The sequence below is a fragment of the Streptomyces sp. NPDC008092 genome (genome assembly GCF_042957285.1).
Taxonomy (GTDB): Bacteria; Actinomycetota; Actinomycetes; order Streptomycetales; family Streptomycetaceae; genus Streptomyces.
Window position 1 is genome coordinate 180,093 of sequence record NZ_JBIBHY010000015.1, and the last position, 20,316, is coordinate 200,408.

Genomic DNA, 20,316 nt, shown 5'->3' on the forward strand with positions numbered 1-20,316 from the left:
CGCGGAAGCACGACACTGGCCGGAGAAGCGGGTGGCCCCACGGTCCTTCTCCAACGGGCGTGCGCACCGGCGGGCCTCCGGGTGAACTGCTAGACCAGCCACTCCCCGTCGCGCATCAGGGTCCGGCCGGCCAACTCCGGTACCGTTCCCCATGCTTGCAGCACCTGTGGGGTGACCTGGAAGAAGACGTACGACGGGTGGTCCTCGCGCGGGTCCCAGCCGTCCTTGGCGGCGAAGGCGTCGCCCACCCCGGCCGGCAGCTCCTCGCGGGTCAGCATGCGCGCGGTGCCGTGGACCAGGACCACGTCCCGGGTATGGCCGAAGGAGAGCCGGACCCGGCCCGAGGCGCGGAGGTTGCGCCCGGTCGGGTTGGTGTCGCGGGTGGCCAGCCACACGCTCTCGCCGTCCCACCAGAAGGCGAGCGGAACGAGGCACGGCTCACCGGTGCCGTCGGCCGTGGCGACCCATACGTCGTTGTCCCGCGCGAGCCGCTCCAGGGCCTCGCGCTTGCGCTGCTCCTGGCTTCGGGGTTCGCCTGGGCGAGAGTCAACTGATGCCATGCGGCGAGGCTATGCCGGGACGCTCCCGGTCACATCCGGCGGCGGGACTAGGGCGCGAGGCGTAGGGCCGGTCCAGTTGTGCGCCGCGGGGTCGAACCCCTCGGGTGCCCGGTCCAGGAAGACCGTGACGGAGCTGATCCGGCCGTCCTCGTCGAGGTGCAAGCGGGCCCCAGTTGCCCCTCTCCCCCCACCGCGTGGGCCGGCTTCCTCACGCACGCCGGGAAGCGGCCGTCCTGATCTGCTTGGCCCAGGCGTCCGACACGGCCTTGGGAATCGTGGCGGTGAGGCCGTCCTCCTTGGTGAAGGCGAGTGCCCCGTTGTAGGCGCCGCCGCCACAGCCGTCGGACTGGTGGCTGAGCCTCTTGTCGGCGGACGCGTCGATGAGGGGCTTCGTGCTGCCCTTGCGGGTGACCTGGAAGCGGACCGTGCCGAGGTCGGGGCCGATGTCGTCCGGCAGCGGCAGGCTGACGCTCGTGACGTCCTCGGCCGGTATCCGGTCCTCGACGCACCTGTCGTGCGCGCAGAGTCGGACGGAGGCGCCGGCGAGACCGTCGTAGCCGTCCTGCGCGAGGAGCACGTCGACGTGGGCCACCACACCGACACCGGCGCACGGTACCGCGTTCCCCGCGCACCCGGACAAGGCGGCGAGGAGCGCGAAGGCACCGCCGAGCGCCCGTGCGTACCGGACCGGATCAAGCACTGCTTCCCCCCTTGCCACCTGCCCATCATCACCCACGTCGGCGGTGCGATGATCGCCGCATGAGACATCGAAGACGGGCCCTGTTCGCCCTCCTGACGGTCGGCCTCCTCACCTCGTGCTCCGGTGGCGGGGACACGGCCCTGGACGGCAGTTCGCAAGCGGCCGGTGTCGCCGGGTACGACCACGCCCAGGTCGGCGACGAGTACTGGGTGGCCATGCCGCCGTTGTCGAACAAAACGGGGAAGCCTCTCACCGTCCTCGACGCGGAGATCGTCCATGTGCCGGCCGGGCTGCGCGTCACGGGTTACCGGGTGGAGGACAGTGCCGGCTCCGGCGGTTACCTCATCGGGTCGTCACCTGTCACCGCCACGGACGACGTCAGGACCGGTCCGATCCGGGTCGCGGCGCACAGCCAGTCGGACCTCTACTACGAGGCCCGGGTCAAGGTGACCGCAGCCGTGCACGGGGACCTGACCGACTGCCGCTTCACGTACCGGCAGGGCTCCGCCACACACCACCAGGATCTCGGCTGCGACACCCGGATCCGCCTGGGCAAGCCTCTCTGAAACGGCCGTCCCGGACGTAGACGGTGACTCGCGCCCCGTTGACACGGGTTGTCCGGTACGCGCGGAAGTGGCGCCGCAGGGTGCTTGTCTTCGCCTCCTCCCGCGGGTCGGTCGGCGCGTGCGCACCCGCCGGGGCGCGGACCACGACGATCCGGTCGAATTCCAGCATGCGTGCCGCGATGGCCCGGGCGGGAAGCTCGACGCCTGCGAGTGTGTCCGACGAAACGGGGTCCTGTGCCAGGGCGAGATCGGTCAGAGAACGGGTGTCCTCGGGGTTGGCCGCGGTCCAGGCCCGGTGCTGGCCGGGGAGATAGAGCAGCCCGTCGCCGGGGCGGCCATCCTCGCGTACGGCGGCGGCGATGGCGGTGACGTCATTGCTCCGGCTCTGTGGCGTCCGCAGCGAAACGCTCGTCGGGACGAGCGCGGCCAGTACGGCGACCGCCGCGATCCACTCGGTGCGGGAAGACCGCTGCCGCCGGTGGAAGTGATCCAGCCAGGCGCCCAGCAGCAGGGCGATCCCGATGTTGCCGTAGAGCACGTACCGGTCGACGAAAAGGGGCTTGGCCAGTGAGGCGATGAGCAGCAGCAGGCCGGGGAGCACGAGAATCGGCACGGCCAGCGCGGAAAGCCGCACGGGCCCCCTCGTCCCCAGGGGCACTCGGGCACACAGCACGCCCACGACCGCCGCTACCAGGAAATAGCCAAGCCGCACCGGTCCGCTGATCCAGGACACCTGCTCCGACTGCCCCGCACTGCGGATCGCCAGCGGCAACAGCCCGGCCACGACGCCCGCGGCAGCCGCGCTCCACGCCTTCAGGACCGGTCGTGGAACACGGGAGACGACCAGGGTGACGCCGTGTGCGACCAGGGCGAGGACCGCGAACTCATGGAGCAGACAGGCCAGCAGCATGGTGGAGCCGTAGACCGCCCACCGCCACCGGGCGCGATGCGGGACGCCGGTCACGAGCGCATACGTGGCCCAGGTGACCAGGGCGCAGACCATGGCGTACGAGCGGCCTTCCTGGGCGTACTTCTGCACCTGGGGAAGGAGCGCGAACACCAGCCCGGCCAGCAGCCCGGCACGGGGTCCCGCCAGGCGCAGCCCCAGCAGCCCGACTCCGCTCGCCGCCAGGGACATCGCCAGCACGGACGGCAGCCGCAGCGTCAGCAGCCCGCCGCCGAGGAGACCGAAGATCTCGTGCATCACGGCGTAGTAGAGGGCATGGACCAGATCGACGTGCTGGGCAGTGTGCCATATCTGCGAAAGATCGCGGTGCGCGAGTTGAAAGGTGACGGACTCGTCCCCCCACATGGTGTTCTGCCTGCGGATGCCCCAGAGCCCGAGAGCGAGGGTCAGCGACAGGGGTGCGATGACGACGACTCGGGCCGGGCTCGGTGACGGCCGACGGGCGGGTACGGGAGGGGATTCCGCCCTGGCCACGGTGGGGACGCGTGCGGCAACGGACATCGGTGACAGGGCCTTTCAGCAGGGGCGAGGGAACTCCGTCACCGTGCCGGGACCTCGTTGACCGGACGCTGACCCGACCTGACCGGCCGATCAGGAAGGCGGGCCGGCGCTGTGCGAGGCTGCACCGCATGCGCATCCTGGTGGTCGAAGACGAGGTGGACCTGGCCCGGACCCTGCACACCGGTCTGACCGCCGAGGGCTACAGCGTGGACCTCGCCCATGACGGCAGGCAGGGACTGTGGATGGCCCGGACCGGTGAATACGCCCTGGTCGTACTGGACTTGATGCTGCCCGGACTCAACGGCTACAAGGTCTGCGCCCAGTTGCGCCGGGAGGGCAACGCGACCCCCATCCTGGTACTCACCGCCAAGGACGGGGAGTGGGACCAGGCCGAGGCCCTGGACACGGGGGCCGACGACTACCTGGCCAAGCCCTTCTCCTACCTGGTGCTCGTCGCACGGCTGCGGGCCCTGGTCAGACGAGCCGCCACGGTCGTCCCGCCCGTCCTTGCCGTGGGCGACCTCTCGCTGGACGTCGCCGGCCGGGTCTGCCGCCGGGCCGGGACCCGGGTGGACCTCACGCCCCGGGAGTTCGCCGTCCTCGAACTGCTGGCCCGCCGGGCGGGCCAGGCGGTCTCCAAAGCGGATCTGCTGTATCACGCGTGGCCCGACGAGGCATGGGATCCCAACCTGGTGGAGGCGCGCGTCAGCGCGCTGCGCAAGAAGGTGGACGCCGCGTTCGACCGGCAGTCCCTGCAGACCGTACGGGGTTCCGGCTACCGGCTGGTGGACGACCGTGACCGCGACTGAGCCGCGACGCCGCTGGTGGCCGCGTTCGGTACGGGCCCGCACGGCGCTGGCCGCCGCCTTGACCGCCGCCGTCATCCTGCTCGGCATCGGCTGGTGGCTGCACCACGATCTCTACCACCGGAGCACGCAGATCGCCGAAGACCAGGCGAAGGAACAACTCTGGTCCCTCTGCGATCAGTTGCGCCAGGGTGTCGTCCCCGACTCCACCAGCACCGTGCCGTACGAGGTCGTCGCCACCGGCCGGCGCACCGCTGTCGCCTACGGCGGAGGCATGGACGACTTCGATCCCGGCACCCACCACGTGATGCCCGCCCCGCCGAAAGCCCTGCGGGCCGAGATCATCACCAGCGTCCGCCTGCCCGCGAACCCCGACTACGACCCCAGTGACAAGCTCTCCGTGGCCGGCGGGACCCAGCAGGTCGTCACGGCCGACATCCGGGCCGGTGAACTGAGCAGCGCCGAAGCCGCCGCTCTGGGCGTCACCGCCGACGCCGCGCTGCGGGTCTACGTGGTGGTGCTCCCCAACACCGCCGAGGCCATCGCCACGACCACCGACCACCTGCTGCTGCGCGCCGGGCTCGTCGGCCTCGTACTGATCGCCGCCGCCACCTACTTCGCCGTCCGCGTCGCGCTGCGGCCGGTCGAGGCCATCCGCGTCCTCACCGCCTCGGTCACCGCGCACGACCCCCGCGAGCGCGTCACCGTCCCCGCCACGGGACACGAGATCACCGCCCTGGCCACCACCATCAACACCACCCTCCAACGCCTCGACGACGCGGCCGCCCGGCAACGCCGCTTCGTCGCGGACGCCGCCCACGAACTGCGCAGCCCCCTCACCACCCTGCTGGCCAGCCTGGAGGTCGCGCTCGCCTACCCGGACCGCACCGACTGGCCCGCCGCGGCCACCACCGCCGCGCGCCAGACCCGCCGCCTCCAGGCGCTCGCCGAAGACCTGCTGCTCCTGGCCCGCCTCGACACCCGCACTCCCCCAGCGGGTCCCGAACTCGTCGACCTGGCGGCCCTCGCCTCCCGGCTGACCGAGCAATACCCGCTCGCCGACGGGCCGTTGACCCTCACCTGCGACAGCACCGCCCCCGCACACGCACACGGGAACCCCGACGCATACGAACGGCTCCTGCGCAACCTCGTCGACAACGCCGCCCGGCACGCCGCCCACCGCATCCAGATCACCGTCCGCATCCAGGACGCCTGGATCGTCCTCACGGTGCACGACGACGGACCGGGCGTGCCCGCCGAGGACGCCGAGCGCATCTTCGAACGCTTCGTCCGGCTCGACGACGCCCGCTCCCGCGACCACGGCGGCACCGGCCTGGGCCTCGCCATCGCCCGCGACCTGGCCCACCGCCACGGAGGCACCCTCACCCTCACCCCCCGGACCCTCGGAGCGTGCTTCCGGCTCTGCCTTCCCCAAGCCCCCGCGCCGGCCGGGAGATGACGCGCATGCGGACAGTTGTCATCGGCGAGCGGGGTGCGCAGTTCTTGATCAACTGCCGGACCCCGGCCGGACACACGTCCTCCCGACGGCTGTCCTGATCTCGGCGCCGCGGGTCGAGATCCCGCGTTCACACCCCCGGTTCGAACAGCCGCCAGTTCCCCTCGGAGACGACCTCGACGCCGTCGTCGGTCACCTTGATGGCGGTCTGGGCGTCGATGGCGTACGCCGGACCGTCCATCCCGGCGGCCCACCGTTCCGCCTCGGCCATGGTGTTCTCCGGGCTGCCCAGGTGCGGGAAGAGGGAGAAGTCGACGACTCCCAGCGCGCTGTCGCCGCCGGCGGGCGGTTCCCAGCCGACGAAGAACTCGCCTACGCGGGGGGTCAGCGCCATGCTCCCGGCGCTGAGGCCCACGTAGACCGTGTCGGGGAGTGACGGGAGGAGGTCGGCCAGTCCGGACTCCCGCATCCAGTGGCACAGGTACAGCGCGTCGCCGCCGTTCACCAGCAGGGCGTCGGCCGCCCGGACCCAGGAGACCCAGCGCTCCCTGTCGATGCCGGGCAGTGCGGTGAGCTCCAGCACGCCCACCGACCGCCACCCCAGCCCGGTCATGGGGCTGGGCGACTGTCCGCTGATGAAGCGCCACGGGCCGGCCGGATCCCCGTACGGGCCGCCGTACCCGGCGGTGGGGATGCAGAGGGCGTCGGCCTCGGCGACCGGTTTGCCGAGGAGGTCGACCAGCGCCGCCGTCATGCTTGCGTTCCTGACACCGGAATCGGTGAGCAGCAGCTTCATCACGCCCCCGCGAGGTAGGGTCACCGTCCGCTGGCAGGATAGTGCGTAGGCGATAGAATCGTGCCATGTCCGCCGACATCGACTTCCTGCCCACCCGCCCGCACCGGGTCGTCGTGCTCGCCCTCGACGGGGTCTACCCCTTCGAGCTGGGGATCCCGAACCGGGTCTTCACCTGTGTGCCCGGCGCCTACGACGTGGTGACCTGCGCGGCGAGCGAGGACCGTACGGTGGCGACCAACGCCGACTTCACCATCACCGTCGGGCACGGGCCCGAGGCGCTGGAGCGTGCGGACACGGTGGTCGTACCGCCGTACGACATGGCGCGGATCGCGGAGGAGCTGCCCGGGCCCGTCGCCGCCGCGCTGGCGCGGATCCGGCCCGGGGCCCGGATCGTCTCCATCTGCACGGGGGCGTTCGCGCTCGCGGCGGCCGGGATGCTCGACGGGCGCCCGGCGACGACGCACTGGGCGCTGGCGCCGCGGTTCCGGCGGATGTTCCCGCGGGTGGCGCTGGATCCGGACGTGCTGTTCATCGACGACGGCGACGTGCTGACCTCGGCCGGGGCGGCCTCCGGTGTCGACGTGTGCCTGCACATCGTGCGCTCCGACCACGGCAGCGCGGTCGCCAACAGCGTGGCCCGGCAGTGTGTCGTACCGCCGTGGCGGGACGGCGGCCAGGCACAGTACATCGAGCTGCCGGTGCCGGACGAGGGCGCCACGGGCACGGCGGCCACCCGGGCGTGGGCCCTGGAGAACCTGGAACGGCCGCTCGCGCTGCGGGAGCTGGCCGACCATGCCCGGATGAGCCGGCGCACCTTCGCCCGCCGGTTCCAGGAGGAGACGGGGACGAGTCCCGGGCGCTGGCTGATCCAGCAGCGGGTACGGCGGGCCCGCGACCTCCTGGAGACGAGCGAGCTGTCGGTCGACCGGATCGCCGCCGAGGTCGGCTTCGCCACGGGCACGTCGCTGCGGCAGCACCTGCACGCGGCGATCGGCGTCTCCCCGCAGGCCTACCGGAACACGTTCCGGGCCACGGCGGCCGACAGGGTCTGAGCGGGCCCGGTCGTCCCGGTTCAGCCGAAGTGGCGGACGCGGGCGGCCGTCCCGGGGGCGTACGGGAGCCAGTCGTGGACCGTGCCGGTCCTGACGAACTCGGCGACGGCGGCGGCGAACTCGTGGCCCAGGGCGCGCTGGGCGTCCCCGACCCTGCCGAGCATCGGGCTGTCCGGGTAGGCGTCGAACGTGTTGAAGAGGAAGGGTAGTTCGGCGCAGTGGGCGGCGCCGAGGGCGTGCGGGTCCTCGGCCGGACGGTAGTCGAACTCGTAGACGTGGGTCGCGTTGCCGCCGGCCGCGTGGTGGTCGGCGATCTCCAGCGAGCCGTCGCGGAAGAGGGTGTCCGTGCCGATGGCGGTGAAGATCTGCGCGGGGGTGGCCTGCGGGAGCCGGGCGGCGTACGCGTCGTAGATCGCCTGGGCCTGGTCGCCGGCCTGGGTGGACAGGAGGTCCAGGGCGCCGGTGGGGGTGAGGTGCCGGACGGCCGGGTCGAAGGCGAAGAAGGACGTGGCCTCGTCGGCGGTGGTGCCGATGAGCAGCGGCTTGCCCTCCAGGGCGCCGTCGGCGAGCGCCCGCTGCCAGGTGCGGGGCATGCCGGGGCCGCCGAGCACCGGGTACATCGGCGGGGCGGCGTTGCCGGGGCGGGCCGCCTGGACCGCCAGCTGCCGGTAGGCGGACAGCAGCTGTCCGGCGGGCAGGGCGCGCAGGGCCTTCGCGGTGCCGGTGCCGGACGGGACGCCGAGCAGGCGCAGGTAGGCCTCGGCGTTGGCGGCCGCGTCCCCGGGGTCCTGCGGGGCGAGGCCGAAGGGGCCGCTCTGCACGAGCACCTGGGAGACGAGGCCGGAGGTCTGCGGGTCGAGCGCCAGGGACAGGGCGGAGTAGGCGCCGGCCGACTGGCCGCCGACGGTGACCTCGCGCGGGTCGCCGCCGAAGGAGGCGATGTTGTCCCGCACCCAGCGCAGCACGGCGGCCTGGTCCTGGGGGCCGAGGTTGGCGGCGCCGATCTCCGGGAGGTAGAGGTAACCCAGGGGCCCCACCCGGTAGTTGGCGGTGACGACCACGAGGTCGCCGACGGCGGCGAGGCGGCCGCCGTCGTACCAGTCCCAGCCGCCGGAGCCGCTGGTGAAGCCGCCGCCGTGCCACCAGACGAGGACCGGGCGGGGCGTGCCGTCGGTCAGGGCCCCGCGTGGCGCGAAGACGTTGACGGTGAGGCTGCCGTCCTCGTCCCAGTCGGGCTCCCGGTGTCCCATCACCTGCTCCAGGCGGGACGGACCCTGCGGAACGGACGGCCCGGCCTGCACCGCCTGCCGGACCCCCGTCCAGCCCGGGTGCGGCCGCGGCGCGGCGAACCGCAGCTCGCCGACCGGCGAAGCGGCGTACGGGATGCCCCGGAAGGAGACCGCCCCGCCTGCCGCGATCCCCTGGACCCTGCCCCGCTCCGTGGCCACGACCGGGTTCTCGATGTCCGCCATGATGCTCACCTCTCTCGGTTCGGTTGCGATGTCACCGATGCGATGTCACCGATCCTCACCGGGGGTGCGGAGATGAGCCAGAAAGCTGGCCGGCAATCGAGAAGTCGCGCCATATCATCCATGGATATGGAGAAAGCACGTCATCGCCTGGACGAGACCGACAGCCGGATCGCCGCCGCGATGCTGGCCTCCCCGCGTGCCTCCTGGCGCACGGTCGGCCGGGTCCTCGGGATCTCGGAGCGGACCGTGGTGCGGCGGGCGGCGCCGCTCTACCACGACGGCACGCTGCGGGCCACGGCCGTCCGCAACCCGGTGTGCTTCCCCGACCTGATCCCGCTGACCCTGCGCATCCGGTGCAAGCCCAACCGGATCAGCGCCATCGCCGCCACCCTGGCCCGCCGCCCCGACACGGTCTGGGTGGACGTGCTCGGCGGCGGCGACGAGATCTGCACGATCCTGTTCCTGGACGGGCCGGACGCGCGCAACAACCTGCTGCTGCGCGACCTGCCGGCCACCGCGGCGGTGCAGTCGTGGACCTCGCACGCGCTGCTGCGGGTCTTCCCGGCCGGTTTCGACTGGAGCGGCGGCCTGCTGACGGAGGACGAGCTGGCCAGTCTGCGCCCGGACCTGCCGGAGGCCGGTCCGCGCCCCGCGCTCACCCCCGCCGACCACCAGCTGGTCGCCGGGCTGGTCGAGGACGGGCGGGCCTCCTACACGGAGCTCGGCCGCCGCGCCGACATCAGCGCGCTGACCGCCCGCCGGCGCCTGGCGGCGCTGGCGGGCGGCCTGGTCCTCAGGCTCGCGACCGAGGTCGATCTCGCCCGGCTCGGCATCCGCACCGAGGCGCTGCTGTGGATGACGGTCGCCCCCGGCCGTCTGGAGGAGACCGGCCGGCGGCTGAGCCGCCATCCGCAGGTGCGGTTCGCCTCGGCCACCACCGGCTCGGCCAACCTGCTCGTGGCCGTCGCGGCGACCGACCTCGACGCGCTCTACCGCTTCCTGAGCGACACGGTCGGCGCCCTGGAACACGTCTCCACGATGGAGGTCACGCCGATCCTGAGCGGGGTCAAGCGGACCGGTCTGGTCCGGCCCGGGAGCCTGTGACCGGCCGGGCACCCGCCATCGGCTGCCCGGCCGGCGTGCCGGGCTACTTGGCCGGGCACTGCTTCCAGGCCAGGTGGTAGACGGTGCTGATCTCGCCGTCGGTGGAGTCCATGGTCATGAAGCTGACCTTGCCGGGGTTCGCGCTGCCGGCGCTCACCCGCAGCTCGGTGTTGATGTTGAAGTTGCGCTGGACCCCGCAGGGCGCCCAGACCAGCTGGGCCCAGTCGGTGGTGTCGGTGGCCTGCCAGTTGTCGTTGTAGGGGCCGGTGAAGGGGTGGTTGGCGGAGGCGGTGTTCGAGGAGCCCTGGAAGTAGTACGAGGCGCGCTGGGTGCCGGCGGCGCCGGGCTGGAGCGAGGCGAAGCCGCGGTAGTCGGCGCTGGCGATGGCGTAGGTGAAGCCGCCCGGCACGTGGACGACGAGGTTGAGCTGGCAGTTGCGCCGGAAGGCGGTGGGGTCGGAGTTGCCGCCGGCCTGCGCGAGGTAGGCGCTGTAGGTGACGGTGAAGGCCTCGTTGTCCTCGGACACGGCGACCGCCGTGGTCCCCTGCGGACAGCCGGAGCCGTTCACCGTGGCGACGTTGATGACGATCTTGTCCGGCGGCGGGTCGTCGAAGACGGGCGACGACGAGGCCTGGGCCTGAGCGGGCAGCCCGGCGGTGAGCAGCGCGGTGAGCGCTCCGCCGAGCAGGAGTCCGTGTCTCCTGGATCCCATGGTTTCTCCGGTTCGGTGATCGAGTGGGGGGTTGCACCCGCGGCCGTCCGTAGTTCACTTTTGGAGAGTTCACTTTTGAAGGAACTGTGAGTTTCCTGTGAAGGCCGGGGCGCTCGAATCGTAGGAACCCCCACGCGAACCGGTCAGGGCGAACTCCGGCCATTCACAGTCCCGGATTTCACACCTCTCCCACGGCTCAGGGGTTCTCCCAGGCCGCCGGTTCCGCCGCCAGCGCCCGTACCGGCTCCGGCAGGGCGTCCGCCGCGATGTCCGCCACCGTGACGCCTTCGAGGATCCTGCGGACGTTGGCGCGCAGCGCGATCCACAGGGGCAGCAGCGGCTGGGCGGTGCCGGTGTAGGCCAGACCCGTCGGGCGTTCGCCGCGCACCGAGACGATCGGGCCGTCCACCGCGCGGATCAGGTCGGCCACCGTGATCGCGGACGCCTCCCGCGCCAGCCGGTAGCCGCCGCCCCCGCCACGCCGGCTGTCGACGATCCCGGCGCGCCGGAGGTCACCCAGAATGCCCTCCAGGAACTTGTGCGGGATGTCCTGGGCGCCGGCGATCTCCTCCGCCTTCACGGGGCCCTCGCCCTGCCGTACGGCGAGCTCCAGTACCGCCCGTACCGCGTAATCCGCTCGTGCCGAGATCCTCATGCGTCCATTGTGGGGCGTCCTCCCGTGGACAATGGCCGCACCCGCGCCCCGTAAGATCGCCCGGGAGGATCCCTTGGCGCTCAGCAGACGTACCTTCAGTGCCCTCGCCGGCTCGACCGCGCTCGGCTTCGCCCTGGGCGGCAGCGGCGGCCCCGGGGCGCCCGCGGCCTACGCGGCACGCAGCGTGCCGACCGGCCCGGCACCGGCCGCGCCGGGAGCCGACGGGCAGCGGCACACCATCGGCTACGACCACTACTCCCTCGTCGTGGACGGGCGGCGGCTGGTGGTCTGGTCCGGCGAGCTGCACCCCTTCCGCCTCCCGAGCCCGTCCCTGTGGCGGGACGTCCTGGAGAAGATGCGGGCGCACGGCTACAACACCGTCAGCATCTACGTGGCGTGGAACTACCACTCCGCCGCGCCCGGGACGTACGACTTCACCGGCGTACGCGACCTCGATCTCTTCCTCCGCACGGCGGCCGAGACCGGGCTGTACGTGATCCTCCGCCCCGGCCCCTACATCAACGCCGAGGTCGACGCCGGCGGCTTCCCCGGCTGGCTCACCGCCACCGAGGGCGCCGCCCGGGGCACCGACCCGACCTACCTCGGCCACGTCGACCAGTGGCTGACGGCCGTCAACCGCATCGTCCGCCGCCACCAGCACACGGACGGCGGCGGAACCGTCCTCCTCTACCAGATCGAGAACGAGTACGACGGCCACGTCACCGACCCGAGCGGCCCCGCCTACATGTCCCACCTCTACCGGAAGGTGCGGGCCGACGGCATCGACGTCCCCCTCTTCCACAACGACAAGGGCCGCAACGGCTACTGGATCCCCGGCTCCTTCGACACGGGCGGCGAGCGGGGCAAGTGGCTGTACGGCTTCGACGGCTACCCCTCGCCCTCCCAGCCCCCGCCGGACTGGGGCCACTTCGGGATCGGCGGCCTCAAGGGCGGCGCGACCGCGAGCCCGCGCACGCCCGGGTTCGTCCCGGAGTACGGGGGCGGCTGGTTCGACCCGTGGGGCGGCGTCGAGTTCGGCGGCAAGGGGTACGCGGAGTCCCGGCGCACCCGGGACGCGGCCTACGAACGCCGCTTCTACCTCACCAACCTCGCCAACGGCCTCACCCTCCACAACGTCTACATGACCTACGGCGGCACCACCTGGGGCTGGCTGCCGGCACCGGTCGTCTACACGTCGTACGACTACGGCGCCGCCATCGACGAGGCCCGCAACGTCACCACGAAGATCGCGCCGATGCACCAGCTCGGCCACCTCCTGCAACGCGTCCCGGACTTCGCCAAGCTGGACCGCGCGGCCGACGTCCACCTGGACGGCCTGAAGACGTACCACCTCACCAACCCCGACACCCAGGCGCACGTCTACGTCCTGCGCAACGACGGCGCCGAGGAGGTCACCTCCACGCTCCGGACCGCCGACGGCGACGACGTCGAGCTGACCGTCGCGGCCCACGACGCCCGGCTCGTCACCACCGGCCTCTCCCTCGGCAGGCGGAAGCTGCGCTACTGCACGGCCCAGCCGATGTTCGTGCTCACCGCGGGACGCCAGGACATCGCCCTGTTCACCGGCCGCTACGGCGAGATGGCACACCTCGTCCTGGAGTGCCCGGCCGAGCCGCTGGTCCAGCGCCTCGACGCCGAGGCGGCCTGGGTCTACGACCAGGGCGTCCTGCACGTCACCGCACCGCTCGGGCAGGGCGGACTCACCCGGGTCCTGGTGCAGCGCGGCGAGTCCGACACCCCGCTGCTCCTCCTCTTCGCCGACGACGCGACCTCCGTACGGCTGTTCCCGTACGACACCCCGTCCGGCACGCTCCTGGTCTACGGCCCGGCGCTGCTGCGCCACGCGAAGCTCGACGGGTCGGCCGTCCGGCTCACCGGGGACATCGTCGGGTCGAGCGGCGTGGAGGTCTGGGGGCCCCGCGGCATCGCCTCGGTCACCTGGAACGGGCAGCCGGTACCGACCCGGGTGACCACCTCGGAGAGCCTGGTCGCCCTGGCACAGATGCCGGCGGCACCGCGGCCGGCGCTGCCGGTGCTCACCGGCTGGCGGCGGAAGGCCGAGAACCCCGAGGCCGCGACCGGCTTCGACGACTCGGCGTGGCCGGCCGCCGACCGGAAGACGTCGTTCAGCACCACGGCCGTCCCGGCGGGTCAGCCGGTGCTCTTCGCCGACGACTACGGCTTCCACTACGGGGACGTCTGGTACCGGGGGCGGGTGGAGGGCAGCATCGAGGACCTGGAGTCGGTCGCCCTCGCCTACAGCACGGGCACCCAGGGCATGCTGATGGCCTGGCTGGACGGGGTGCCGCTGGGCTCGCACCGGATGCCGGTGCCGGACGCGAAGACGGTACGGAAGGGGAGCTGGGCGGCCACGGCCGAGTTCTCCGCCGACGGGCTGAGGAAGAAGCTCAAGAAGAAGCAGCGGAAGAAGCCGGGGCACGTGCTGTCCGTGCTGGTGCGGCGGATGCAGCACGACATGGACGGCGGGTCGCTGGACACCCACAAGGTGGCACGCGGACTGACCGCCGTCTCCTTCAAGGGGGTCTCGCCGAAGGTGAGCTGGCGGATCCAGGGGGCCGCCGCCCCGGATCCGGTGCGGGGACCGCAGAACAACGGCGGGCTGTACGGGGAGCGGGAGGGGTGGCACCTGCCCGGGTTCGCGGACGGCGGGTGGGAGCCGGCCGTGCTTCCCCGCTCCGACAAGGGGATGGGGGTCACCTGGTACCGGACCGGGTTCCGGCTGTCCGTGCCGGGCGGGGTGGACGCGTCGGTGGGGCTGGTGCTGGAGGACGATCCGGCGCGGGCCTACCGGGTGCAGATCTTCCTGAACGGGTGGAACCTCGGGCAGTACGTCAACGACGTGGGGCCGCAGCACACGTTCGTGCTGCCGAACGGGATTCTGCGGACCCGGGGGGCGAACACGCTGGCGCTGGCTGTGCTTTCGGACGGGACGAGCGAGTTCGGGCCGGGGGTTGTGCGGCTGGAGTTGCTGGGGAGTGCGGTCGGAGGAGTTCCACTGACTGCGGTGGACTCCCCCGGCCGTTGACTGCGGGCCGGTGGGGGCTGGTCGCGCAGTTCCCCGCGCCCCCAAGGGACGCGTTGACCCCTAGGTCAGTCGGATCACATTCCAGGAGAGGGGTTCGAGGACGGCGCTCAGAGTGCCGTCGCTGAGGGATGTGCCCTCGGCCGGATGAGGAGTCACCCGCTCGGGTTCCTCCAGGGTGTTGCGGGCGTCCGGGTCCGCGTCGGACAGGACGTTGTGCTCCGCCACGGACGTCAGACCGAGGCCGCTCAGGGCGACCTCCAGCGGCAGCGGCTCCGTCCGGCTGCGGTTCACGGCGAAGACGGTGACCGTGCCGTCCTCGGCCCTGACCGCCGTGGCGTGCAGCAGGTCGGTCTCGCCGTACTTCTTCGTGTCGTACGTCGGCGAGTCCACGCGTACGTCCAGGACCTGGCCCCGGCCGTGACGGGAGGCCTGGGCGAAGGGGAAGAACGTCGTCTGGCGCCAGGCCGGGCCGCCGGGCTCGGTCATGATCGGGGCGATGACGTTGACCAGCTGGGCCAGGCAGGCGACCGTGACGCGGTCGGCGTGGCGGAGCAGGGCGATGAGGAGGGAGCCGAAGACCACGGCGTCCAGGACGCTGTAGTTGTCCTCCAGGAGGCGGGGGGCCTCGGGCCAGTCCCGCGCGTCGGAGTTCTCGATCTCGTGCCACCTCGACGTGTACCAGACGTTCCACTCGTCGAAGGAGAGGTTGATCTTCTTCGGGGACTTCAGCCTGGCGCCCACGTGGTCGCAGGTGGCGACCACGTTCTCGATGAAGGACTCCATGTCGACGGCGGAGGCCAGGAAGGAGTCGAGATCGCCGTCCTGGGGCTCGTAGTAGGCGTGCAGGGAGATGTAGTCGACCAGGTCGTACGTCTCCGCGAGGACCGTCGCCTCCCACTCGGCGAAGGTCGGCATGGACTGGCTGGAGGAACCGCAGGCGACCAGTTCCACGGACGGGTCCATCTGGCGCATGGCGCGGGCGGTCTCGGCGGCGACGCGGCCGTACTCCGCGGCGGTCTTGTGGCCGGTCTGCCAGGGGCCGTCCATCTCGTTGCCCAGGCACCAGAGCCTGATGCCGAAGGGGTCCTTGTCGCCGTGGGCGGCGCGCAGGTCGGACAGGGCGGTGCCGGAGGGCTGGTTGGCGTACTCCTGGAGTTCCAGGGCCTCCGCCACGCCTCGCGTGCCGAGGTTGATCGCCATCATGGGCTCGGCCTGCGGGCCGACCTTCTTCAGGAAGGCGATGTACTCGGAGAGGCCGAACCGGTTGGTCTCCGTCGACCGCCAGGCGAGGTCGAGGCGGCGGGGGCGGTCCTCGACCGGGCCGACCGAGTCCTCCCACTTGTAGCCGGAGACGAAGTTGCCGCCGGGGTAGCGCAGGGTGGTGACACCGAGTTCGCGGACCAGGCCGAGGACGTCGGTGCGCAGGCCTTCGGCGTCGGCCTCGGGGTGGCCGGGTTCGAAGATGCCGGTGTAGACGCAGCGGCCCAGGTGCTCGACGAAGGAGCCGAAGAGGCGGGGGTCGACTTCGCCGACGGTGAAGGCGGGGTCGAGGGTGAAGCGGGCGGTGCGGGTGCTCATGGGATCCTTTCGGAAAGCGCTTGCTAAAGGGTAGGCCAGCTGTCTTCTGTCCAGTAGAGGGTGTTCAGGCCCAGCTTCGGCGTGCCGGCGTCGTCCGCGTCGTAGTAGTGGTACGCGAGGACGTCCCTGCCCCTGTCCCTGAAGACCGACTCGCCGCCCGGACCGACGAACCTGCCGTGGCTCGCCAGCAGCAGGTCCCCGCCGCCCTCCAGCATCGGGGTGCCCGTGCTGTCCGCGTAGGGGCCGGTCACCGACGTCGAACGGCCGACCCTGATCTTGTAGGTGGAGTCCACCCCGGCGCAGCAGGCGTCGTAGGAGGCGAAGAGGTAGTAGTAGCGGCCGTGGTGGACGATGTAGGCGCCCTCCACCGCGTACGGGGTGTCCGGGCGGGTCGCCAGGTGTTCGACCGTCGTGCCGGGGACCGCCTTGCCTGTGTGCGGGTCGAGCCGGACCATGCGGATGCCCGTCCAGTACGAGCCGAACGCCATCCACAGCTTGCCGTCGGCCCGGATGACCGCCGGGTCGATGGCGTTCCAGGAGTCGGTCGTGTCGGAGGTGAACGCGGGGCCGTGGTCGGTCCAGCTGCCGGGGAGGCCGGTGGGGGACGTGGCCACACCTGTCGCGCTGTGGTTGGTGCCCCAGGAGGAGACCGCATAGTAGAGCCAGTAGCGGCCGGCGCGGTAGGAGATGTCCGGTGCCCAGGGGTCGCCGGTGGGGTTGTAGTCGTACCACCAGTTCGGCGGCGTCGCGAAGGCGTTGCCCGCGTCGTCCCACTGCACGCGGTCCTTCGAGGTGCGGGCGCCGATGACGCCGCCCGTCGAATAGGCCACGTAGCCGCCGGACTTGAGGCGGATGACGGTGGGGTCGTGGATGACCTGCTGGCCGGTGACGGGCTGCGGGTCGGGGTAACTCTCCGCCGCCTGGGCCGTGTTGGGGAGGAAGGCCAGGAAGACGGCGGCCGCCACGGCCGTCAGCGCTCTGCGTGCTCTGCGTGCTCTCACTGGCCCGCCAATCCCGTGTGGGCGACGCCCGCCACGATCTGCCGCTGGAAGAAGACGAAGACGACGATCAGCGGCAGGCCCGCCATGAGGCCGCCGGCCATGAGCTGGGCCCACTGGATGCCGTAGGAGTTCATGACGGTCGCGATGCCGTTGGGCATGGTCATCAGGTCGGGGTCGTTGGTCACCAGGTACGGCCACAGGAAGTTGTTCCACGAGGCGATGAAGGTGAAGATGCCGACCGCGGCGAGGGAGGGGCGGGAGAGCGGGACGACGACGGTGAGGAAGATCCGCCAGCGGCCGGCGCCGTCGATGAAGGCGGCCTCCTCCAGTTCGCGCGGGATGCCCTGGAAGAACTTGTAGAGGATGTAGACCATGGCCGCGGGAGCGCACTGCGGCAGGATCATGCCCCAGTAGGTGTCGACCATGCCCAGCTGCTGGACGGTGGTGAACAGGGGGACGCCGAGGACCGCCGGGGAGATCATCAGGCCCGTCATCACCAGGCCCATCAGGACGGCCCGGCCCCTGAACTCGGTGCGGGCGAAGCCGTATCCGGCGAGGGCGGCGACGGTGACCACGACAGCGGTCACCAGGATCGACACCACGAGCGAGTTGACGAACCAGTTCGTGATGTTGCCGGTCGCCCACAGCGCCTTCCAGGCCTGGCCGGTCCATGCCTTGGGCAGCCAGTGCGGCGGGATCTCGGCGGCCTCGGCCTCGGACTTGAGCGAGGTGAACAGGGCCGCGGCGATCGGCGCCACGAAGACGGCGGAGACGGCGGCGCCGAGGAGGGTCAGGACGATCTGGCTCGGCGTCCACGGCCTGCGGCGGGGCCTCGGGCGCGGCTGGGGGGTGCTCATCGGGTGCCCTCCGCACGGTTGCGCAGCAGCGCCGTCCGTCCGAGGGCGACGGCCGCGATGATCACGAAGAAGATGACGGACATCGCGGAGGCGTAGCCCACGCGGTAGCTGGTGAAGCCCTGTTCGAGGGTGTACTGGACGAAGCCGCGGGTGGCGAGTTCGGGGCCGGGGCCGAAGTCCATCATCACGACCGCCTGGTCGAAGAGCTGCAGCGAGGCGAGGGCCTGGAGCGCGATCACCAGGCCGGTGATGTGGCGCAGCATCGGCAGGGTGATGTGGACCGTCCGGTGCCAGGCGTTCGCGCCGTCCAGTTTGGCGGCCTCGTAGAGGTGGCCGGGTATGCCCTGGAGGGCGGCGAGGTAGAGGAGGAAGGAGAAGCCGACCGTCCACCACAGGGTCTCGATGACGATGGCGAGCATCGCGTACGACTTGTCGGTCAGCCAGGGGGTGGTGAGTCCGAAGGTCTCGTCGAAGAGGCCGATGCCCTGGGTGAACAGCCACTGCCACATGTTGCCGGCGACCGTGGAGGGCAGCAGGAAGGGGGCGAAGAAGCACAGGCGCCACAGCCACTTGCCGCGCTCGATGTGGTGGGCGAGCATCGCGAGCAGGAAGGCGAGCACCGTGATGGACGGGACGACGAGCAGCGTGAAGTAGGCGCTGTGCCCGAGCGCGTCCCACATCGCCCGGTCGTGCAGCGCCTCGCGGTAGTTGTCGAGGCCGATGAAGTTCGCGCCGTCGCCGGAGATGTTGGCGTCGGTGAGGCTGAGGTAGACGCCGCGCAGCAGCGGCCAGAGGACGAACAGCGTGAAGAGCGCCAGGAACGGGGCGACGAACCAGCCCCCGTGCTGGAAGCCCTGCCTGCGGCGGACGGTCGCGGAGGCGGCGGCGGTCCGCGCCCGTACCGGTGCGGCGACGGTCCCTGCACTGGTCGTCATGCGGCGGTACCTCCCTGTGCGGCGGTCCTGCCGTCCATCGGGTTCTTCGAGGCGAGGAGCTTGACGAGGTGTTTCCGCATCGTCCGCGCGACGGCGGACGGCTCGGCCGAGCCCGTCGTCGAGGAGACGACCAGCGGGCCGAGGTCCTGGGCGAGGACGCCGGTGGAGCCCGCGAACCACACCTTCGGCTCGGTGGCCTGGTGGTACATCGCGGAGACGTACTCGCGCTGCGGGGTGAGCTTCTTGTAGGCGGCGGTGGAGAGCGTCGGCGTGTACGCGGGGATGTGGCCGCCGGCCGCCCACTGGAGGGCGTGGGTGACGACGTACGCGGCCAGTTCGTGCGCGGCCTCGTTCGTGGCGCCGCCGCGGTCCGACTGGTGTGGCAGCACGAAGGAGTGCGACTCGGCGTGCGTGGCCTGCTGTCCGAAGACGGGCGGCAGCGGGGTCGCGCCGTAGTCCAGCCCGGCGCCGGAGAAGACGGGCACCGACCAGTTGCCCTCCCAGGTGAAGGGGGCGCCGTTGACGAACTGTTCGCCGGTCGGCGCGCCCGGGATGACGTATCCGTCGGTGACGTGTTTGCGGAAGAACTCCAGGACCTCGGTGGCCTTGTCGGTGTCGAAGAGGACCTCGGTGTCGCCGGCGTCGAACCACGTGCCGCCGAGCTGGGTGTAGAAGGCGACGAAGAACCACCACTGGAAGTTCTGGTCGTTGGTCCACAGGCCGATGGTCTGCAGGCCCTTCTTCTGGACCGCCCTGGCCTTCTTCAGGACGTCGAACCACTCGTCGGTGGAGGTGACCGGGACCATCAGGCCGTCGTCGCCGAGCAGGCCGGCCTTCCTCAGGACGTCCCTGCGGTAGAAGCAGAGCTGTACGTGGATGTCGAGCGGGAGGGCGTAGAGCCTGCCGTCGATGACACCGCGGTTCCACAGCGCGGGGCTGTAGTCGGCCTTGCGGACGCCGTACTTGGCGAGGAGGTCCAGGTCCCACGGGTCGAGGAGGCGGCCCGGGGAGAAGCCGGCCACCCGGCCCATGTGCATGACGCCGAGCTCGGGGGCGCGGTTGCCGGCGGCGGCCATGGCGAGTTTGGTGTAGAAGGGGTTGCCCCACTGGAGGGTGGAGTCCTTCACGTCGATGCCGGGGTGTTCGCCGCGGAAGGCGTCCAGCATCGCGATCATGTTGGCGCCGTCGCCGCCGCTGAAGAGGTTCCAGTAGCGCACCCGGGTGTCCGCGCCGGAGGCGAGCGCGTCGGCGCCGGTCCCGAGCGCGGCGAAGCCGAGGCTGCCCGCGACCGCCAGCCCCCCTGCCGTGCCCAGTAGTTGCCTGCGGTTCAGGCCAGGTCGTCCCATGCCCTGCCCTTACTGTAGAAGTCCCAAGATGTTCGAAATCTCGTATAGCGCTCGTAACTTCGAACGGGACCGTAAAATCGAAGCGCTTGCGCGTCAATGGGTTGAACAGGCTTCAACGGATTTCGGTCCGCGCCCTCTCCCTGCTTTCGCGACGGCGATTTCCGGACACAGCAGTCGTTCCCGGT

Annotated in this window: 18 protein-coding genes; 6 read left to right on the top strand and 12 right to left on the bottom strand. The window is 71.5% G+C overall.

Features of this window, described 5'->3' with window-relative positions; genetic code table 11:
- Positions 1-89 precede the first annotated feature (89 nt).
- Positions 90-560: a pyridoxamine 5'-phosphate oxidase family protein gene (locus tag ACFZB3_RS39005; RefSeq protein WP_391385143.1), complete on the bottom strand. Its 471-nt coding sequence runs from the start codon at positions 558-560 to the stop codon at positions 90-92.
- A gap of 208 nt (positions 561-768) precedes the next feature.
- On the bottom strand, positions 769-1,260 hold the full coding sequence (locus tag ACFZB3_RS39010; protein WP_391385146.1) for a hypothetical protein: 492 nt from the start codon (positions 1,258-1,260) through the stop codon (positions 769-771).
- A gap of 59 nt (positions 1,261-1,319) precedes the next feature.
- Here ACFZB3_RS39010 and ACFZB3_RS39015 point away from each other — a divergent pair, with 59 nt between their 5' ends.
- Positions 1,320-1,826, top strand: a complete 507-nt coding sequence (locus ACFZB3_RS39015; RefSeq protein ID WP_391385149.1) for a hypothetical protein — start codon at positions 1,320-1,322, stop codon at positions 1,824-1,826.
- Here ACFZB3_RS39015 and ACFZB3_RS39020 read toward each other — a convergent pair.
- Positions 1,747-3,294: a hypothetical protein gene (locus ACFZB3_RS39020; protein ID WP_391385152.1), complete on the bottom strand. Its 1,548-nt coding sequence runs from the start codon at positions 3,292-3,294 to the stop codon at positions 1,747-1,749. The two genes, ACFZB3_RS39015 and ACFZB3_RS39020, sit on opposite strands and share 80 nt — an antisense overlap.
- Before the next feature lie 128 nt (positions 3,295-3,422).
- Here ACFZB3_RS39020 and ACFZB3_RS39025 point away from each other — a divergent pair, with 128 nt between their 5' ends.
- Together ACFZB3_RS39025 and ACFZB3_RS39030 are read left to right on the top strand one after the other, a co-directional pair.
- The gene (locus ACFZB3_RS39025) at positions 3,423-4,103 is read left to right on the top strand and encodes a response regulator (RefSeq protein ID WP_391385156.1); all 681 of its coding nucleotides are present in this window, start codon (positions 3,423-3,425) and stop codon (positions 4,101-4,103) included.
- Positions 4,090-5,559, top strand: coding sequence for an ATP-binding protein (locus ACFZB3_RS39030; RefSeq protein WP_391385159.1), 1,470 nt, complete (start codon positions 4,090-4,092; stop codon positions 5,557-5,559). Before ACFZB3_RS39025 ends, ACFZB3_RS39030 begins: the two co-directional genes overlap by 14 nt.
- 127 nt (positions 5,560-5,686) lie before the next feature.
- On the opposite strand, the gene ACFZB3_RS39035 is transcribed toward ACFZB3_RS39030, so the two are convergent.
- Positions 5,687-6,310 carry a Type 1 glutamine amidotransferase-like domain-containing protein gene (locus ACFZB3_RS39035; RefSeq protein WP_391385162.1) on the bottom strand — a complete coding sequence of 208 codons (624 nt, stop codon included), beginning with the start codon at positions 6,308-6,310 and terminating at the stop codon, positions 5,687-5,689.
- A 107-nt stretch (positions 6,311-6,417) separates the two neighbouring features.
- Between ACFZB3_RS39035 and ACFZB3_RS39040 the strand changes: the two genes are divergently transcribed.
- Positions 6,418-7,404 (top strand): helix-turn-helix domain-containing protein, encoded by a 987-nt coding sequence (locus ACFZB3_RS39040; protein WP_391385165.1) that lies wholly within the window; start codon positions 6,418-6,420, stop codon positions 7,402-7,404.
- Between the two features lie 20 nt (positions 7,405-7,424).
- On the opposite strand, the gene ACFZB3_RS39045 is transcribed toward ACFZB3_RS39040, so the two are convergent.
- Positions 7,425-8,876 carry a carboxylesterase family protein gene (locus ACFZB3_RS39045; RefSeq protein WP_391385168.1) on the bottom strand — a complete coding sequence of 484 codons (1,452 nt, stop codon included), beginning with the start codon at positions 8,874-8,876 and terminating at the stop codon, positions 7,425-7,427.
- Positions 8,877-9,002: 126 nt separating this feature from the next.
- Here ACFZB3_RS39045 and ACFZB3_RS39050 point away from each other — a divergent pair, with 126 nt between their 5' ends.
- Entirely contained in the window at positions 9,003-9,980 is a 978-nt protein-coding gene (locus tag ACFZB3_RS39050; RefSeq protein WP_391385171.1) for an Lrp/AsnC ligand binding domain-containing protein, read from the top strand.
- A 43-nt stretch (positions 9,981-10,023) separates the two neighbouring features.
- Here the strand turns inward: ACFZB3_RS39050 and ACFZB3_RS39055 are convergent, their stop codons facing one another.
- Together ACFZB3_RS39055 and ACFZB3_RS39060 are read right to left on the bottom strand one after the other, a co-directional pair.
- Positions 10,024-10,692 carry a DUF4360 domain-containing protein gene (locus tag ACFZB3_RS39055; RefSeq protein ID WP_391385174.1) on the bottom strand — a complete coding sequence of 223 codons (669 nt, stop codon included), beginning with the start codon at positions 10,690-10,692 and terminating at the stop codon, positions 10,024-10,026.
- Positions 10,693-10,888: 196 nt separating this feature from the next.
- A complete protein-coding gene (locus tag ACFZB3_RS39060; protein WP_093503415.1) occupies positions 10,889-11,347 on the bottom strand; it encodes an Rrf2 family transcriptional regulator in 459 nt (152 codons plus the stop codon).
- Between the two features lie 73 nt (positions 11,348-11,420).
- Here ACFZB3_RS39060 and ACFZB3_RS39065 point away from each other — a divergent pair, with 73 nt between their 5' ends.
- Complete coding sequence (locus ACFZB3_RS39065; protein WP_391385177.1) at positions 11,421-14,414, top strand: beta-galactosidase; 2,994 nt, start codon at positions 11,421-11,423, stop codon at positions 14,412-14,414.
- 60 nt (positions 14,415-14,474) lie between these two features.
- On the opposite strand, the gene ACFZB3_RS39070 is transcribed toward ACFZB3_RS39065, so the two are convergent.
- Genes ACFZB3_RS39070 through ACFZB3_RS39090 form a run of 5 tightly spaced genes read right to left on the bottom strand, consistent with a single transcriptional unit; the run spans position 14,475 to position 20,131 of the window.
- Positions 14,475-15,992, bottom strand: coding sequence for an alpha-L-arabinofuranosidase C-terminal domain-containing protein (locus ACFZB3_RS39070; protein WP_391385180.1), 1,518 nt, complete (start codon positions 15,990-15,992; stop codon positions 14,475-14,477).
- A 23-nt stretch (positions 15,993-16,015) separates the two neighbouring features.
- Entirely contained in the window at positions 16,016-16,993 is a 978-nt protein-coding gene (locus tag ACFZB3_RS39075) for a family 43 glycosylhydrolase (protein ID WP_391385182.1), read from the bottom strand.
- Positions 16,990-17,850 (bottom strand): ABC transporter permease subunit, encoded by an 861-nt coding sequence (locus ACFZB3_RS39080; protein WP_391385185.1) that lies wholly within the window; start codon positions 17,848-17,850, stop codon positions 16,990-16,992. The genes ACFZB3_RS39075 and ACFZB3_RS39080 overlap by 4 nt, the downstream gene beginning before the upstream one ends.
- Positions 17,847-18,785, bottom strand: a complete 939-nt coding sequence (locus tag ACFZB3_RS39085; protein WP_391385188.1) for an ABC transporter permease subunit — start codon at positions 18,783-18,785, stop codon at positions 17,847-17,849. The genes ACFZB3_RS39080 and ACFZB3_RS39085 overlap by 4 nt, the downstream gene beginning before the upstream one ends.
- Positions 18,782-20,131 (bottom strand): extracellular solute-binding protein, encoded by a 1,350-nt coding sequence (locus tag ACFZB3_RS39090; RefSeq protein WP_391385192.1) that lies wholly within the window; start codon positions 20,129-20,131, stop codon positions 18,782-18,784. Before ACFZB3_RS39090 ends, ACFZB3_RS39085 begins: the two co-directional genes overlap by 4 nt.
- Between the last annotated feature and the right edge of the window lie 185 nt (positions 20,132-20,316).

What these genes read in the sequence shown, in the direction of transcription:
- ACFZB3_RS39005 (WP_391385143.1), bottom strand. Translation starts at nt 560, where the DNA reads ATGGCATCAGTTGACTCTCGCCCAGGCGAACCCCGAAGCCAGGAGCAG.
- ACFZB3_RS39015 (WP_391385149.1), top strand. Translation starts at nt 1,320, where the DNA reads ATGAGACATCGAAGACGGGCCCTGTTCGCCCTCCTGACGGTCGGCCTC.
- ACFZB3_RS39020 (WP_391385152.1), bottom strand. Translation starts at nt 3,294, where the DNA reads ATGTCCGTTGCCGCACGCGTCCCCACCGTGGCCAGGGCGGAATCCCCT.
- ACFZB3_RS39025 (WP_391385156.1), top strand. Translation starts at nt 3,423, where the DNA reads ATGCGCATCCTGGTGGTCGAAGACGAGGTGGACCTGGCCCGGACCCTG.
- ACFZB3_RS39035 (WP_391385162.1), bottom strand. Translation starts at nt 6,310, where the DNA reads ATGACGGCGGCGCTGGTCGACCTCCTCGGCAAACCGGTCGCCGAGGCC.
- ACFZB3_RS39040 (WP_391385165.1), top strand. Translation starts at nt 6,418, where the DNA reads ATGTCCGCCGACATCGACTTCCTGCCCACCCGCCCGCACCGGGTCGTC.
- ACFZB3_RS39045 (WP_391385168.1), bottom strand. Translation starts at nt 8,876, where the DNA reads ATGGCGGACATCGAGAACCCGGTCGTGGCCACGGAGCGGGGCAGGGTC.
- ACFZB3_RS39050 (WP_391385171.1), top strand. Translation starts at nt 9,003, where the DNA reads ATGGAGAAAGCACGTCATCGCCTGGACGAGACCGACAGCCGGATCGCC.
- ACFZB3_RS39055 (WP_391385174.1), bottom strand. Translation starts at nt 10,692, where the DNA reads ATGGGATCCAGGAGACACGGACTCCTGCTCGGCGGAGCGCTCACCGCG.
- ACFZB3_RS39060 (WP_093503415.1), bottom strand. Translation starts at nt 11,347, where the DNA reads ATGAGGATCTCGGCACGAGCGGATTACGCGGTACGGGCGGTACTGGAG.
- ACFZB3_RS39070 (WP_391385180.1), bottom strand. Translation starts at nt 15,992, where the DNA reads ATGAGCACCCGCACCGCCCGCTTCACCCTCGACCCCGCCTTCACCGTC.
- ACFZB3_RS39080 (WP_391385185.1), bottom strand. Translation starts at nt 17,850, where the DNA reads ATGAGCACCCCCCAGCCGCGCCCGAGGCCCCGCCGCAGGCCGTGGACG.
- ACFZB3_RS39085 (WP_391385188.1), bottom strand. Translation starts at nt 18,785, where the DNA reads ATGACGACCAGTGCAGGGACCGTCGCCGCACCGGTACGGGCGCGGACC.
- ACFZB3_RS39090 (WP_391385192.1), bottom strand. Translation starts at nt 20,131, where the DNA reads ATGGGACGACCTGGCCTGAACCGCAGGCAACTACTGGGCACGGCAGGG.